This is a genomic window from Actinotalea caeni (assembly GCF_009733795.1).
Taxonomy (GTDB): domain Bacteria; phylum Actinomycetota; class Actinomycetes; order Actinomycetales; family Beutenbergiaceae; genus Pseudactinotalea; species Pseudactinotalea caeni.
Map to the genome: position 1 here is coordinate 358,422 of NZ_WNXX01000001.1, position 14,530 is coordinate 372,951.

General features: G+C 74.5%; 14 protein-coding genes. All 14 read right to left on the reverse strand.

The genetic code is table 11. The features are described from left to right. Positions 1–13: 13 nt before the first annotated feature. The 14 genes from GPA02_RS01680 to GPA02_RS01745 all read right to left on the reverse strand — a co-directional run bounded on the left by GPA02_RS01680 (position 14) and on the right by GPA02_RS01745 (position 14,507). Positions 14–937, reverse strand: a complete 924-nt coding sequence (locus GPA02_RS01680; protein WP_156198087.1) for an RluA family pseudouridine synthase — start codon at positions 935–937, stop codon at positions 14–16. A gap of 1 nt (position 938) precedes the next feature. Further along, a complete protein-coding gene (lspA, locus tag GPA02_RS01685) occupies positions 939–1,640 on the reverse strand; it encodes a signal peptidase II (RefSeq protein WP_156198088.1) in 702 nt (233 codons plus the stop codon). Beyond that, positions 1,600–2,271 carry a DivIVA domain-containing protein gene (locus tag GPA02_RS01690; protein ID WP_156198089.1) on the reverse strand — a complete coding sequence of 224 codons (672 nt, stop codon included), beginning with the start codon at positions 2,269–2,271 and terminating at the stop codon, positions 1,600–1,602. The genes lspA and GPA02_RS01690 overlap by 41 nt, the downstream gene beginning before the upstream one ends. Before the next feature lie 62 nt (positions 2,272–2,333). Further along, a complete protein-coding gene (locus GPA02_RS01695) occupies positions 2,334–2,633 on the reverse strand; it encodes a YggT family protein (protein ID WP_156198090.1) in 300 nt (99 codons plus the stop codon). 11 nt (positions 2,634–2,644) lie between these two features. Then, the gene (locus tag GPA02_RS01700; protein ID WP_156198091.1) at positions 2,645–3,124 is read right to left on the reverse strand and encodes a cell division protein SepF; all 480 of its coding nucleotides are present in this window, start codon (positions 3,122–3,124) and stop codon (positions 2,645–2,647) included. A gap of 101 nt (positions 3,125–3,225) precedes the next feature. Further along, the gene (gene ftsZ / locus GPA02_RS01705) at positions 3,226–4,440 is read right to left on the reverse strand and encodes a cell division protein FtsZ (RefSeq protein WP_156198092.1); all 1,215 of its coding nucleotides are present in this window, start codon (positions 4,438–4,440) and stop codon (positions 3,226–3,228) included. 160 nt (positions 4,441–4,600) lie between these two features. Beyond that, a complete protein-coding gene (locus tag GPA02_RS01710; RefSeq protein WP_156198093.1) occupies positions 4,601–5,452 on the reverse strand; it encodes a cell division protein FtsQ/DivIB in 852 nt (283 codons plus the stop codon). After that, the gene (murC, locus tag GPA02_RS01715) at positions 5,452–6,864 is read right to left on the reverse strand and encodes a UDP-N-acetylmuramate--L-alanine ligase (protein WP_156198094.1); all 1,413 of its coding nucleotides are present in this window, start codon (positions 6,862–6,864) and stop codon (positions 5,452–5,454) included. Before murC ends, GPA02_RS01710 begins: the two co-directional genes overlap by 1 nt. Further along, positions 6,861–7,997, reverse strand: a complete 1,137-nt coding sequence (locus GPA02_RS01720) for a UDP-N-acetylglucosamine--N-acetylmuramyl-(pentapeptide) pyrophosphoryl-undecaprenol N-acetylglucosamine transferase (protein WP_240133814.1) — start codon at positions 7,995–7,997, stop codon at positions 6,861–6,863. The genes murC and GPA02_RS01720 overlap by 4 nt, the downstream gene beginning before the upstream one ends. Continuing rightward, the gene (locus GPA02_RS01725) at positions 7,990–9,351 is read right to left on the reverse strand and encodes a peptidoglycan glycosyltransferase FtsW (RefSeq protein WP_156198095.1); all 1,362 of its coding nucleotides are present in this window, start codon (positions 9,349–9,351) and stop codon (positions 7,990–7,992) included. The genes GPA02_RS01720 and GPA02_RS01725 overlap by 8 nt, the downstream gene beginning before the upstream one ends. Further along, a complete protein-coding gene (murD, locus tag GPA02_RS01730; protein WP_240133815.1) occupies positions 9,348–10,829 on the reverse strand; it encodes a UDP-N-acetylmuramoyl-L-alanine--D-glutamate ligase in 1,482 nt (493 codons plus the stop codon). Before murD ends, GPA02_RS01725 begins: the two co-directional genes overlap by 4 nt. Beyond that, the gene (gene mraY / locus GPA02_RS01735) at positions 10,829–11,914 is read right to left on the reverse strand and encodes a phospho-N-acetylmuramoyl-pentapeptide-transferase (protein ID WP_414635364.1); all 1,086 of its coding nucleotides are present in this window, start codon (positions 11,912–11,914) and stop codon (positions 10,829–10,831) included. The genes murD and mraY overlap by 1 nt, the downstream gene beginning before the upstream one ends. Next, positions 11,911–13,326 carry a UDP-N-acetylmuramoyl-tripeptide--D-alanyl-D-alanine ligase gene (locus GPA02_RS01740; RefSeq protein WP_156198096.1) on the reverse strand — a complete coding sequence of 472 codons (1,416 nt, stop codon included), beginning with the start codon at positions 13,324–13,326 and terminating at the stop codon, positions 11,911–11,913. Before GPA02_RS01740 ends, mraY begins: the two co-directional genes overlap by 4 nt. Beyond that, a complete protein-coding gene (locus GPA02_RS01745) occupies positions 13,323–14,507 on the reverse strand; it encodes a glutamate ligase domain-containing protein (RefSeq protein ID WP_156198097.1) in 1,185 nt (394 codons plus the stop codon). The genes GPA02_RS01740 and GPA02_RS01745 overlap by 4 nt, the downstream gene beginning before the upstream one ends. Positions 14,508–14,530: the final 23 nt, after the last annotated feature.

The following is a 14,530-nucleotide window of genomic DNA, read 5'->3' on the forward strand; positions in this document are numbered from 1 at the left end:
CGTGCCACCGCGCTCAGCGGCGCAGCGTCTCCAGCGCGTGCCGCAGGTCCTCGGGGTAGTCGCTGGTGACCTCGGTCCAGCGCCCCGTCCGCGGGTGCTCGAAGCCGAGCCGCACCGCGTGCAGCCACTGCCGCTGCAGCCCGGTCTCGGCGGCGAGGACCGGGTCGGCTCCGTAGGTGAGGTCCCCGACGCAGGGGTGCCCGATCGCGGAGGTGTGCACGCGGATCTGGTGGGTGCGCCCGGTCTCGAGGTGGATCTCGAGGAGCGTGGCCGCGCGCAGCGCCTCGATCGTCTCGTAGTGCGTGACGCTGGGCTTGCCGTCGGAGACGACCGCCCACCGGTAGTCGTGCGTCGGGTGGCGCCCGATCGGCGCGTCGATCGTGCCGCGCGTCGGGTCGGGGTGGCCCTGCACGAGCGCGTGGTAGACCTTGCTGACCGTGCGCTCCTTGAACGCCCGCTTGAGCACCGAGTAGGCGAGCTCGCTCTTCGCGACGACCATCAGCCCGGAGGTGCCGACGTCGAGACGGTGCACGACGCCCTGCCGCTCCGCGGCCCCGGACGTCGCCACCCGGTACCCGGCGGCCGCGAGGCCGCCGACCACGGTCGGCCCGGTCCAGCCCGGGCTCGGGTGCGCGGCGACGCCCACGGGCTTGTCGACGACGACGACGTCGTCGTCCTCCAGCAGCACCCGCATCCCGGGCACGGGCTCCGGCGGCGCGGCCGGCACGGAGGGCGCGTCGGGGAGCGTGACCTCGAGCCAGGAGCCGGGCGTGAGGCGGTGGGACTTGCCGACCTGGGCGCCGTCGACGCTCACCTCGCCGGCCTCCGCCAGCTCGGCGGCGCGGGTGCGGCTCAGGCCGAGGAGGCGCGCCACGGCGGCGTCGACCCGCTCCCCCGCCAGCCCGTCCGGCACGGGCAGCGACCGTACCTGTGCCATGTCAGCCCGCCGGGTCGGGCTCGGCGCCCGCGGTGCTCGCGTCGTCGGTGCGCTCCGGCTGGGAGTCGGGGTCCTCGGCCGCACCGGTGGCCGGATCCTCGTGGTCCCCGCCGCCCTCGGCGTCCTGCTCCTGCGGGGCGTGGTGCCGGGAGCCGTCGACGCCGATCCCGAGGAACGCGAGCAGCGCCATGCCGGCGGCGCCGAGCACGATCGCGATGTCCGCGACGTTGCCGACGAACCAGCCGTTGTAGTTGAGGAAGTCGACGACGTGGCCGCGGCCGAAGCCCGGCTCACGGAACAGCCGGTCGGCGAGGTTGCCGACGTTGCCGCCCAGCAGCGCGCCGAGCGCGATCGCCCAGCCGCGCGAGCCGAGCCGGCGCGAGATGCGGACGATGACGACCGCCACCACGACGGCCACGATCGTGAACACCCACGTGGAGCCGGTCGCGAAGCTGAACGCCGCGCCGGAGTTGAACACCAGCAGCAGGCCGAACGCCTCGCCCAGCACGGGGACGTTGACACCGGGGGTCAGGCCGGCCAGCGCGATGGCCTTCGTGACCTGGTCAGCGACGAGGACGCCGACCGCCAGCAGCCACAGGGCTGCCGGCAGCCGGCGTCGTCGAACGTCGTGCGAGTCGCGGCCGACGGCCGCGGGTCCCTCGTTACGGACGGTGGATCTCGCTCTCGGGACCGGTACCGGCACCTGCGAGGGAACCGCGCCCCTCGACGTCGTTGAGCAGACCCTCGAGGTAGCTCTTGAGGCGGGTGCGGTAGTCGCGCTCGAACACGCGGAGCTCGTCGATCTTGCGCTCGAGCAGCGAGCGCTCGCCCTCGAGCTGGCCGAGCGTGCGGTTGCGCTGCTCCTCGGCCTCGCGGGCGACCCGCTCGGCCTCGGCACGGGCCTCGGCGAGGATGCGCTCGGCCTCCGCCTTGCCGTTGCTCACGTACTCGTCGTGGACGCGCTGCGCCAGCGCGATCAGGCCGGTCGCGGACTCCGGCTCGCCCTGCGCCGTCTGCGGCGCGGGAGCGGCGTAGGCGGGCACCGGGGCCGGCTGCGGCTCGGGCTCAGGCTCGGGCTCGACGGGCGACTCGGCGACCGCGGGCATCTGCTGCGTGCTCTGCTCGGCCGCCGGCGCAGCGGAGGGCGCCTCCTGCAGGCGCCGCTCGGCGGCCTCCAGCTTGGCCTTGAGCTCGCTGTTCTCGGCGTCCAGCGCGCGCAGCGTGTTGACGACCTCGTCGAGGAAGTCATCGACCTCGTCCTGGTCGTAGCCCTCGCGGAACTTGGTCGGCTGGAACTTCTTGTTGAGGACGTCGTCCGCTGTCAGCAGCGCCATGTCGTCGTCACCTCGGTCTGTCGGTCGTTCGGCAGTGTTGCCACGGATCAAACTAGCTCATGTCAGGAGAACCTGGCGATCAGGCTGCTGAGCACGGCCAGCCCGATCGAGCACGCGAACATCACGATGAGGAACGCGAGATCGAGCGCGACCCCGCCGATCCTGATCGGTCGGATCCTACGCCGCAGCCACCGCAGCGGAGGATCGGTCACGGTGTACACGGCCTCGGCCACGACGAGAGCGATCCCGCGCGGCTTCCAGTCCCGGGCGAACACCTGGACCCAGTCGAAGACGAGCCGGATCAGCATCGCGACGACGAACAGCAGCAGCAGGAGGTAGGCGATCGCGAAGAGCCACCGCATACGTCAGCGGCTCAGCTCTGGTTGAAGAAGCGTGCGTGCGTGACCTCGGGCTCCGCGGCCTCCGCCGCGATCTCCACCGAGGCAGGCGACAGCAGGAACACCTTGTTGGTGACGCGCTCGATCGCACCGCGCAGCCCGAACACGAGACCGGCGGAGAAGTCGACGAGCCGCTTCGCCTCCGCGTCGCTCATGTCGCTGAGGTTCATGATGACGGGCGTGCCGGCGCGGAACGCGTCACCGATCACCTTCGCGTCGTTGTAGGTCCGGGGGTGGACGGTGGTGATGCGGCGCAGCGGACCGGCGTCCAGCCGCGCGGCGCGGTTGATCGGTGTCACCTCGGCGGCCGGAGCCTCCTCCTCGTCCTCGTAGGCCTCGTAGCCACCCTCGTAGGTCTCCTCCTCGGCGTAGCCGTGAGGATCCTCGGTGTGCTCCTCGCGATCGGCCTCGGAGAGGCCGAGGTACAGCATCGTCTTGCGCAGCGCTCCGGCCATGCCTACTCCCGTCGAACGTTGGTGGCTGTCGTCGTGCCTCGAACGCTAGACCAGCCGCGGGATGCGACCGGGCAGCGACGGCGGCGTGTCGTCGCGGCCGCTCACTTGAGGAAGTCGGGGATGTCCAGGTCGTCGGGGGTGGGCCGACGCAGCGGCGCCTCCTCGACGATCCGGGGCACCTCGACCGTCTCGACCGGCGAGCTCTCGTTCTCGACGGCGGCGACCGGCTCGGGCGCGACCGGCTCGGCGGGCACGTCCTGGGCCGGCGGCTCGACGACCGCGGGCGTGGGCGCCGTCCGGACGGCGGCGGGGGCAGCCGCGGCGGCCGCGCTCTCCTTCGCGGCGCGGGCCGCACGGCCGGCCGGGCCGTCGTTGGAGTCGAAGCCCGCGGCGATGACGGTCACCCGCACCTCGTCGCCGAGCGCGTCGTCGATGACCGCACCGAAGATGATGTTCGCCTCCGGGTGCGCGGCCTCCTGCACGAGGCGGGCGGCCTCGTGGATCTCGAACAGGCCGAGGTCGCTGCCGCCCTGGATCGAGAGCAGCACGCCGTGCGCGCCGTCGATCGAGGCCTCGAGCAGCGGCGAGGAGATCGCGAGCTCGGAGGCCTGCACGGCACGGTCGTCGCCGCGCGCGGAGCCGATGCCCATCAGCGCCGAGCCGGCGCCCTGCATGACCGACTTGACGTCGGCGAAGTCGAGGTTGATCAGACCCGGAGTGGTGATGAGGTCGGTGATGCCCTGCACACCGGAGAGCAGCACCTGGTCGGCCGACTTGAACGCGTCGAGGACCGAGACGTTGCGGTCGCTGATGCTGAGCAGCCGGTCGTTGGGGATGACGATGAGGGTGTCGACCTCGGCGCGCAGCGCGTCGATGCCGGAGTCGGCCTGCACGCCGCGCCGGCGTCCCTCGAACGTGAACGGGCGGGTCACGACGCCGATGGTCAGGGCACCCAGCGAGCGTGCGATCTTCGCGACGACCGGCGCGCCACCGGTACCGGTGCCGCCGCCCTCGCCCGCGGTGACGAAGACCATGTCGGCGCCGCGGAGCACCTCCTCGATCTCCTCGGCGTGGTCCTCTGCCGCCTTCTTGCCGACCTCGGGGTCCGCCCCCGCCCCCAGGCCGCGCGTGAGCTCGCGGCCGACGTCGAGCTTGACGTCGGCGTCGCTCATCAGCAGCGCCTGGGCGTCGGTGTTGACGGCGATGAACTCGACGCCCTTCAGCCCGACCTCGATCATGCGGTTGACGGCGTTCACGCCGCCACCGCCGATGCCGACCACCTTGATGACCGCTAGGTAGTTCTGCGGTGCCGCCACGTCAGTCCCTCTCGCCGATGCTGCCTCGGACACTTCCCTCAACCTTCAACCTCAACCTGAGGGTGAGAGTTATGTCATTTCTGATCGCGACGACGGTAGGTCCGCGACCGGGTCCCACCAACGACATCCGTGGGCGTGTCGCAGGTCGGTGCCGGCGGCCTCAGCGCGTGATCGGGTTGAGCGGCGCCGAGACGTCGTAGACCTCCGCCGGCACCTGCAGCAGGCGCTCGAGCACCGCGGCCTTGAGCTCGCTGTCCTCCGCGCTCCCCCACACCACCCGGGCACCCGAGTCGAGCACGAGCTCGACCTCGTACGCGGTCGGCGCCGAGACGCTGACGACGCGCTGCAGCAGGGACTCCCCGAGCGCGTCCATCGCGGTCAGGACGGCCTCCAGGGCCTCCGCGGTCGTGTCGCTGCCCACCGGCACGTCGACGACGGGCACACCCTCGTGGGGCTCCTGCGTGACCGCCAGCTCGACGCCCTCGGCGTCGAGCAGCACGTAACCGTCCTCGGCGGCGACGGTCGCCACCGGCACACGCGGCACGACCGTGATCTCCAGGCCGTGCGGGAGCACGCGCCGCACGGTCGCCTCCCCCACGCCGGCGACGGCCTCCAGCTCGTCGCGCAGCCGTGGCGCGTCGAGGCGCAGCAGCGGCTCTCCCTCGTGCGGCGCGACGACCGCGAGCACGTCCTCGGAGCGCGCGATGTCGTCGGTGCCCACCACCTCGACGTCGTCGAGCCGCAGCGCCAGCAGCGAGGAGGCGAGCGCGACCCAGCCCACCCCGGCGAGCACCAGCACGCCCGCCACCACCATCGCGACCGCGCGCAGCCGCAGCCGCCGTCGGGCACGGCGGCGCTCCTCGAGCCGCTCCGTGAGCCCGTCGCTCACGCGGTCGGTGCGGGCGCTCGCGCGCTCGGCGACCGCCACCGTGGTACCCGTGCCGCCCGAGCGGGCCGTGCGCTGCCGGGAGGCCGGCGGGATCGACGGCGGGAGCGTGGGTCGGCGTGCCATCACGCCTCCTCGCGCGCCGCCAGCGCGGCGAGGATCGTCTCGCCCAGCTCGGTGACGTCGCCCGCGCCCACCGTGAGCACCAGGTCGCCGGGGCGCGCGGCCTCGGCCACCGCGGCGGCCGCCGCGAGCCGGTCGGGCACGTGCCGGCCGGACCGCATGCGGTCGGTCACCAGCGCCGAGGTGACCCCGGGCACCGGGTCCTCGCGGGCACCGTAGACGTCGGTGACGACCACCTCGTCGGCGGCGTCGAGCGCCGCGGCGAACTCGGCGGCGAACGCCTGCGTGCGCGAGTACAGGTGGGGCTGGAACAGCACGAGCACGCGACCGCCCCGCGCCGCCGCGCGCGCGGCCTTGAGGAGCTCGGCGACCTCGGTCGGGTGGTGGGCGTAGTCGTCGACGACACGGACACCGGCGACCTCGCCGCGCAGCTGGAACCGGCGCGCGGTGCCCGTGAACGCGCCGAGGGCGCGAGCCATCGCGGCGCGGTCGACGCCGAGCTCGACGCCGACGCACCAGGCGGCGGTCGCGTTGCGCAGGTTGTGCGCGCCGGGCACGCCGAGCCGCAGCTCGACGTCGTCCTCCCCCTGCTGGCGGAGCACCGCGGTGCTGCCGTCACCGCTCAGGCGCACGTCGTGCAGCAGCACGTCCGGGCGCGCCGAGGGCGGCGGCTCGGGCCACGCACCGCCCGCGACCGCGTCGGCGACGCCGTAGCGCTGCACCCGCACGCCGTTGCCGGCCGCGCCGGCGGCCAGCGCCGCCGAGCCGGCGTCGTCCGCGCAGGCGACGAGCAGCCCGCCGGGCTCGACCCGGTCGACGAACCGCTCGAAGGCCTCGTGGACGGCCGCCGTCGAGCCGTACCGGTCGAGGTGGTCCGCCTCGACGTTGGTGACGACCGCGACGCGGGGACGGTAGTTGAGGAACGACAGGTCGGACTCGTCCGCCTCGGCCACGAACGCCCGGCCCGACCCCAGGTGGGCCCCGGTGCCGGAGCTCACGAGCACGCTGCCGATCGCGTACGAGGGGTCCGCGCCGACCTCGGCGAGCGCGGTGGCGAGCATGCCCGACGTCGTCGTCTTGCCGTGCGCGCCGGCGACCGCGACGAAATCGAGCCCGGCAGCGGCGCGCGCGAGCGCGACCGACCGGTGGATGATCTCGGTCCCGGCGGCGCGGGCGGCGAGCAGCTCCGGGTTGTCCTCGCGGATGGCGGTGCTCACCACCACGGTCGTCGCGCCCTCGACCGCCTCGGCGGCGTGGCCCACGCGCACGTGCGCACCCAGGCCGGCGAGCCGCTGGAGCGCGGCGGAGTCCTTGGCGTCGGACCCGCTGACGGCGTGGCCGCGCGCGAGGAACAGCTCGGCGACGACCGACATGCCGGCGCCACCGATCCCGATGAAGTGGACCCGCTCGGTCATCGGCCCTCACCGATCGCACGCGCGACGAGGTCGGCCAGCCGGGCCGCGCCGTCGCGCACACCGGCGCCTGCGGCGCGCTCCCCCATGCCGGCGAGCCGTCCCGGGTCGGCGAGCAGCGGCACCGCGGTCGCGACGACCCACGCCGGCGTGAGGTCCTCGTCGGCGACCAGCAGTCCGCCACCGGCCTCGACGACGCCCGCGGCGTTGAGCCGCTGCTCGCCGTTGCCGATCGGCAGCGGCACGTACACGGCCGGGATGCCGAGCGCCGCGAGCTCGCACACGGTGCCCGCACCCGCGCGCCCCACCACGAGGTCGGCGCACGCGAGCGCGTGCTGCATCTGCTCGAGGTAGGCGAGCACGTGGTAGTCCGGGTGGGCCTGCGCGCCCAGCGCGCGCGCGAGGTCGCGGCGGGTGTCCTCGTCCTTGCCGGCCCCGGTGAGGTGCAGGACCTGGGCGCCCGTCGCGAGCACCTCGGCCGCCGCACCGGCGACCGCGGCGTTGACGCGCGCCGCGCCCAGCGAGCCGCCGGTCACGAGCAGCACGGGCCGGGACGGGTCGAGGCCGAGCGCCTCGGCGCCCGCGCGGCGTGCGGCCGCGGCATCGTCCTCGCGTGCCGCGACCAGGTCGGCGATCGCCGGGCGCAGCGGCAGCCCCGTCACGGTCGCTCCCGGCAGCCGGGTGCCCGGGAAGGTGACCCCGACCTCCGCGGCCCGGCGCGCACCGAGCCGGTTCGCGAGCCCCGGGCGCGCGTTCTGCTCGTGCACGACGACCGGGACACCGGCCCGGCGTGCCGCGATGTAGGCCGGCGTGGCGACGTAGCCGCCGAACCCGACGACGGCGTCCGCACCGCCGTCGGCCGCGATCGCCTCGGCCGCGACGGCGACCGCCCGGCGCCACCGGCCCGGGAACCGCAGCACGTCGGCCGACGGGCGGCGTGGCAGCGGCACGCGCGGCACCGTGACGAGGTCGATGCCGGCCGCGGGCACGAGCGTGGACTCGAGGCCCTCGGCGGTGCCGAGCGCGACCAGCCGGGTGCCGGGGTCGCGGCGGCGCAGCTCGGCCGCGAGGGCCAGCAGCGGGTTGACGTGCCCGGCCGTGCCGCCGCCGGCGAGCACGACCCTGCGCTCAGCCACGGGCCGCGCTCCGGGCGGCGCCACCCCGACGCAGCCGGGGCGCGAGGACCGCGAGCGAGCGGCGCACGGAACCCCGGCGGGCCGCGAGCGCCTCGCGGGCACCGGGCTCGGTGCGCGCGAACGACAGCAGCACGCCGAGGGCGATCAGCGTCGTGATGAGGGAGGAGCCACCGGCCGACACGAGCGGCAGCGGCACGCCGATGACCGGCAGCAGCCCGATGACCACGCCGATGTTGACGAACGCCTGCCCGATCACCCAGGCGCCGATCGCCGCCGTCGTGATCTTGGCGAACGGGTCGGTGTGACGGCGCACGACACGGGTGATCCCGATGGCGAGCGCGACGAAGAGGAGGATGACGAGCAGCGTGCCGAGCAGCCCGAGCTCCTCGCCGATGATCGCGAAGATGTAGTCGTCCTGCGCCGCGGGCAGCCCGCGCCACTTGATGCGGGAGGCGCCCAGCCCGACGCCGGAGATCCCTCCGGACCCGAGCGCGTCGATCGCCAGCTGCGGCTGGAAGTCGTCGACAGCCGTCGCGGTCGAGCCGTCCGAGAGGTTGAGGAACTGCATGACGCGCGCGCGCCGGTTCTCGGAGGAGAACACGAGGAAGCCCGCCGCGGCCGCGGCGAAGGAGCCGAGCAGGACGAACAGCGAGGCCGGCACCCCCGCGACCCACAGCGCGCCCGCGACCAGCGCCATGATGATGAGCCCGGTGCCGAGGTCGTGGCCGCGCAGCACCAGCCCGAGGAAGCCGCCGGCGACCAGCACGCCCGGCACGAGCGCGTGGCGCCACTGGCGCAGCAGCTCGCCCTTGGTCGCGAGCACGGCTCCGAGCCAGACCGCCAGGCCGAGCTTGGCGAACTCCGACGGCTGGAAGGTGCCGATGCCGGGCAGCTGGACCCAGTTGGTGTTGCCGCCGACCCGGATCGCCAGCGGCGTGAACAGCAGCGCCTGCAGCGCCGCGGCGCCGGCGAGGGCGACCCACGCGAGACGCCGGTACCACTCCGGCCGGAACCGTGAGGCGACGACGGCCAGCGGCACGCCGATCGCGGCGAACGTCAGCTGGTCGAGGAAGTCGCGGAACGGCGTCGGACCGCCTGGGCTGCTCGCCGTCTTGTTGAGCGAGTCGACCATCGAGGCCGACAGCACCATCACGAGCCCGATCGCGAGCAGCAGCACCACGGCGCCGCCGACGAGGTAGTAGCTCGTGGTCGGCGACGCCCACACGGCGGTGCGCCACTGCGCGAACGCCGACGGCGCCTGCGTCCCGCGCGGGCGCGAGGTGCCACGCCGCTGCGTCGCTCGCCCCGGCCGGGCCGTGGTCCGCTTGCGCGTGGCCAGCCCGACGGCGCTCATGCCTGCGCCGCCAGCGCCCGGACGGCCTCGGCGAACGCCTCGCCGCGGTGCGCGTAGGAGTCGAACTGATCCATGGACGCGCACGCCGGTGCGAGCAGCACGACGTCGCCCGGCGTGGCCAGGCGCGCTGCTGCGGAGACGGCGGCGGTCATCACCTCATGCTCACCCGGGTCGATGCGCGTTCGCGGGATCTCGGGGGCGTGTCGGGCAAGCGCGTCCAGCACGGGCTGCTGGTCGACCCCGATGACGACGACGCCCCGCAGCCGGTCGGCCCGGTCGCGGACCAGCTCGTGCAGGCTCGCGCCCTTCGCCAGCCCGCCCGCGATCCACACCGCGCGACCGGGCGGCACCGACGCGAGCGAGGCGGCCGCCGCGTGCGCGTTGGTGGCCTTGGAGTCGTCGACGTAGTCGACGCCGTCGACGGTCGCGACGAGCTCGATGCGGTGCGGCCCGCCCCGGTAGTCGCGCAGCCCCTGCGCGACCGCCTCGGGCGCGGCACCGGCCGCGCGCGCGAGCGCCGCCGCGGCGAGCGCGTTCTCCACGAGGTGCGGCGGCACGCTGGCGCCGCTGCCCGCGGCGAGGTGCGCGAGGTCGGCCAGGTCAGCCACCACCTGGCCGTGGGTGTGCCGGTCGGTGATGAACGCCCGGTCGACGAGGTGGGACTCCACGACGCCGACCTCCGCGACGCGGGGCGCCGCCAGCGTGAACCCGACGGCCCGGGCACCCTCGACGACGTCGGCCTCCTCGACCATCCGGCGGGTCGCGCCGTCGGCCACGTTGTAGACGCACGCCACCCGGGTGTGCTCGTACACGCGAGCCTTGTCCGCCCGGTAGCCCTCGGGACCACCGTGCCAGTCGAGGTGGTCGTCGGTGATGTTGAGGCACGCGCTCGCCAGCGGCGAGGGCGAGCGGGTGAAGTGCAGCTGGAAGCTCGACAGCTCGACCGCGAGACCGTCGAGCGGGCGACCGCCGGCGCGCGCGTCGAGCACCGTCGTCGAGATCGGGGTGCCGACGTTGCCGACCGCCGGGGCGTGCCAGCCGGCCGCCGCGAGCACCGACGCCAGCATGCCGACCGTCGTCGTCTTGCCGTTGGTGCCGGTGAGCGTCAGCCAGCGCGTGCTCGGCCGGTCGATCCGCCACGCGAGCTCGACCTCGCTCCAGACGTCGACGCCGGCGCGCGCCGCGGACGCGAGCACCGGGTTCGCGGGCGGCACCCCGGGCGAGGCGACCAGCAGGCCAGGGTCGGTCGCGGCGACCAGCTCTGCCAGCCGGTGCGGGTCGCGGTCGGCGACGACCGCGACACCCGCGGGCAGGTCGGCGCGCTCGGCCTCCTCGGCGTCGGGCACCGCGACCGTGACGCGCGCACCGACCTCGTGCAGCACCGCCGTGGCGGCGCGGCCGCTCGCGCCCAGCCCGACGACGACGGCGCGCGCAGCGCGCAGCGCGTCGATGTCCTGCACCGTGCCCGCCCCGGCCACTACCGCGGGATCCACTCGGCGTAGAAGATCGCGAGGCCGGTCGCGACGAACAGCACGGCGACGATCCAGAACCGCACGACGATCGTGACCTCGCCCCACCCCATCAGCTCGAAGTGGTGGTGCAGCGGTGCCATCTTGAACACCCGCTTGCCGGTCATCTTGAACCACCCGATCTGGATGACGTCGGAGAGGATGACCAGCACGAACATCCCGCCGATGATCGCGCCGAGGATCTCGGTGCGGGTGAGGATCGTCAGCCCGGCCAGCGCGCCGCCGAGCGCGAGAGAGCCCGTGTCGCCCATGAAGATCTTGGCGGGCGAGGTGTTCCACCAGAGGAACCCGACGCAGGCGCCCACGATCGCGGCGGCGGCGATCGAGAGGTCCTGAGGGTCGCGCACCTCGTAACAGCTCGACAGCGCCTGGCTCAGCACCTGGCAGCTCTGGTTCGCCTGCCAGATCGTGAGGATGACGTAGGCGCCGAACACCAGCGCCGACAGCCCGGTGGCCAGGCCGTCCAGGCCGTCGGCGAGGTTGACGGCGTTCGACCACGCCGTGATGAGGAAGTTCGACCAGATGACGAACAGGACGAGACCGACGGTCGCGCCCGCGAACGCCAGGTCGAGCCCGAGGTCGCGGATGAACGAGATGTGGGTGCTGGCCGGGGTGCGGAACCGCTCGTTGGGGAACTGCAGAGCCAGCACCGAGAACGTGATGCCGACGGCACCCTGCCCGATGATCTTCCACATCGGCGAGAGCCCGAGCGAGCGCTGCCGGCTGATCTTCGTGAAGTCGTCGAGGAACCCGATCAGCCCCAGGCCGACCATGAGGAACAGCAGCAGCACGCCCGAGGCGTTGGGGCTGCGGCCGGCCACGACGTAGGCGACCGCGTAGCCGAGCACGGTCGCGCCGATGATGACGACACCGCCCATCGTGGGCGTGCCGCGCTTGGTGAGGTGCGCCGTCGGGCCGTCCTGCCGGATGAACTGGCCGTAGTTGCGGCGCACGAGGAACCGGATGAACAGCGGCGTGCCCAGCAGCGAGACGAGCAGCGCGACGGCGCCGGAGACGATGACGGAGATGATCATGGCGTGGCGGCTCCCAGCGCTCCCGTGGCGAGCGCGTCGCCGATCCTGGACAGGCCGACACCGTTGGAGGCCTTGACGAGCACGACGTCACCGGGCCGCAGCAGCCCGCGCAGGAGCTGCTCGGCCTCGTCGACGTCGGCGGCGTGGTGCCCGCCGCTGCCGCCCGCGACGGCGGCTGCGAGCAGCGGCGCGGTGCCCGCACCGACGGCGACGACCTCCTCGATGCCGAGCTCGGCGGCGTAGGCACCGATCTCGGCGTGCTCGCGGCCGCTGTCCGGACCGAGGTCGAGCATCTCTCCCAGCACGGCGACTGCGCGGCGCTCGCCCGCGGTCATCGCGGCGAGGGCGCGCAGCCCGGCGCGCATCGAGGTCGGGTTGGCGTTGTAGGCGTCGTCGACGACGCGGATCCCGTCGGCGCTGTCGGTCACCTGCATGCGGTGCGGGCTGATCGGGGCCGCGGCCGCGAGCTCCTCGACGACGTGGGCCAGCGGCAGCCCGAGGTGCAGCGCGACGGTGGCGGCCGCCAGTGCGTTGGTCACGTGGTGCTCGCCCGCGAGCCCGAGCCGCACCGGGAGCCGCTCCTCGCCCGCGGCCAGCACGAACCGGGCGTGGCCCTCGTCGTCGACCGTGACGTCGAGCGCACGCACGTCGGCGTCACCCGACCGGCCGAACGTCGTCACGCGCGGTGCGAGCGGCGCCATCGCGCTCACGCGCGGGTCGTCGGCGTTGAGCACCGCGACGCCGTCGCGGCGCAGCCCCTGCACCAGCTCGGCCTTGGCGCGCGCCACTCCGTCGATCGAGCCGAAGCCGCCGAGGTGGGCGTGCCCGACGATCAGCTCGACCGCGACGTCGGGCGGCGCGACCGAGGTGAGGAACGTGAGGTTGCCGGGGGCGTCGGCGCCCATCTCGAGCACCAGCACGCGGGTGCGCTCGTCGGCGCGCAGCACCGTCAGCGGCAGGCCGATCTCGTTGTTGAACGAGGCCACCGGCGCCACGACGGGGCCCAGCGGCGTGAGGAGCACCGAGAGCAGGTCCTTGGTGCTGGTCTTGCCGACCGAGCCGGTGATGCCGACCACGACGACGTCGTCGGCGGCGCGCAGGCGTGCGAGGACCTCGCGCGCGAGGTCGGCCAGGCCGGCGGCGGTGTCGGGCACCTGCACGCACGGCAGCGGCGGGTCGTCGACCTCGCGCGAGACCAGGGCGGCCACGGCGCCCGCGCGTGCGGCGGCGTCCAGGTAGTCGTGACCGTCGTGGTGCTCGCCCGGGAGCGCGACGAACAGGCAGCCGGGCGCGACCGCGCGCGAGTCGATCTCGACCGACGTCACGACGGCGGCGGAGCCCGGCTCCGCCACTCCACCGCCGAGCGTGCCTGCGGTGATCGCGGCGACCTCGGCCAGGGTGATCGGGATCATGACGTCGCGGGCGCGGCGCCTCGCTGCGCGATGCCGGCCCGCACCTCCTCACGATCGTCGAGGTGCCCCTGCACCTCCCCCGTCTGCAGCCTCGTCAGGTGGCCGCGGCCGGCGACGAGCACGGTGTCCTGGGGCGCCGCGAGCGCGACGGTGCCGCGGATCGCCGCGGCGCGCGGAGCGACCTCGCTGACCGTGGCGGCGCCGGCCTCGCGCGCGGCGGCGAGCACGTCGGCGCGGATCGCCGCGGGGTCGTCGGCGGGGCCGTGGTCGTCGTCGGTCACGACGACGACGTCGGCACCTGCGGCCGCGCGGCCGATCGCCCGACGCTCCTCGGGGGTGTGGTCGCCGCGTGCGCCGACGACGACGTAGAGGCGGCCCTTGGTCGAGCGGCGCAGCTGGGTGACCACGCGCTCCAGGCGCTGCGGCACGTAGGCGATGTCGACGATGCAGCGCGGCCGGTCCGCCACGCGCTCGACGCGGCCCGGGACCGCCGGGCGCAGACCGCGCGGCAGCACGCGCGGGATCGTCGCGCCGCTCACCCCCAGCTCCATGACCGCCACCAGCGCGAGCGCCGCGTAGCCGACCGAGAAGCGAGTCGGGATCCGCAGCGACGTCGACACGCTGCGACCGCTGCGGTGCGTCACGGTGAAGTCGATGTGGTCCGGCCGGCTCGCGTTGACGCTGGCGAGCCAGTCGGTGTCGGGCCCCCGCAGGTGGGTGCCGACGGTGATCGCGCCGGGCACGCGCGCGGCCATCTCGACGCCGCTGTGGTCGTCGGCGAGCACGAGCGCACGGTCGGCCGAGCGCAGCAGCGCCTCGGCGGCGGCCAGGCGCTCGTCGCGGTGCTCGCCCTCGATCCCCTCGTCGAGGTAGGTGAGCATCGCGACGTCGAGGTGCGGCACGTCCGTGCGCTCCAGATCGACCCAGCGCAGCTCGAGGATCGTGTCGTCGACGCCCGCCTGCTCGGCACGCGCGACCAGCGCCGCGACGTCGAGCGCGGCGGCGTCCTCGACGGGGGCGCGCTCCGCCCCGACCTTGAGCTCGACCGTGCTGTACAGCGCGGTGCTGCGACCGAGGGCGGACAGCACGTGCTCCAGCAGGTAGCACGTCGTCGCCTTGCCGGTGCTGCCGACGACGGCGTACGTGCGCCTGGAGTCCTCGGCGCCGGCCTCGATCGTCATGGTCGCGAATCTACCCGTTCAGG

Bases quoted from the DNA above. Each gene is read 5' to 3' on its own strand.
- GPA02_RS01680 (WP_156198087.1), bottom strand. From the start codon at position 937: ATGGCACAGGTACGGTCGCTGCCCGTGCCGGACGGGCTGGCGGGGGAG.
- GPA02_RS01690 (WP_156198089.1), bottom strand. From the start codon at position 2,271: ATGGCGCTGCTGACAGCGGACGACGTCCTCAACAAGAAGTTCCAGCCG.
- GPA02_RS01695 (WP_156198090.1), bottom strand. From the start codon at position 2,633: ATGCGGTGGCTCTTCGCGATCGCCTACCTCCTGCTGCTGCTGTTCGTC.
- GPA02_RS01700 (WP_156198091.1), bottom strand. From the start codon at position 3,124: ATGGCCGGAGCGCTGCGCAAGACGATGCTGTACCTCGGCCTCTCCGAG.
- GPA02_RS01710 (WP_156198093.1), bottom strand. From the start codon at position 5,452: ATGGCACGCCGACCCACGCTCCCGCCGTCGATCCCGCCGGCCTCCCGG.
- murC (WP_156198094.1), bottom strand. From the start codon at position 6,864: ATGACCGAGCGGGTCCACTTCATCGGGATCGGTGGCGCCGGCATGTCG.
- GPA02_RS01725 (WP_156198095.1), bottom strand. From the start codon at position 9,351: ATGAGCGCCGTCGGGCTGGCCACGCGCAAGCGGACCACGGCCCGGCCG.
- mraY (WP_414635364.1), bottom strand. From the start codon at position 11,914: ATGATCATCTCCGTCATCGTCTCCGGCGCCGTCGCGCTGCTCGTCTCG.
- GPA02_RS01740 (WP_156198096.1), bottom strand. From the start codon at position 13,326: ATGATCCCGATCACCCTGGCCGAGGTCGCCGCGATCACCGCAGGCACG.
- GPA02_RS01745 (WP_156198097.1), bottom strand. From the start codon at position 14,507: ATGACGATCGAGGCCGGCGCCGAGGACTCCAGGCGCACGTACGCCGTC.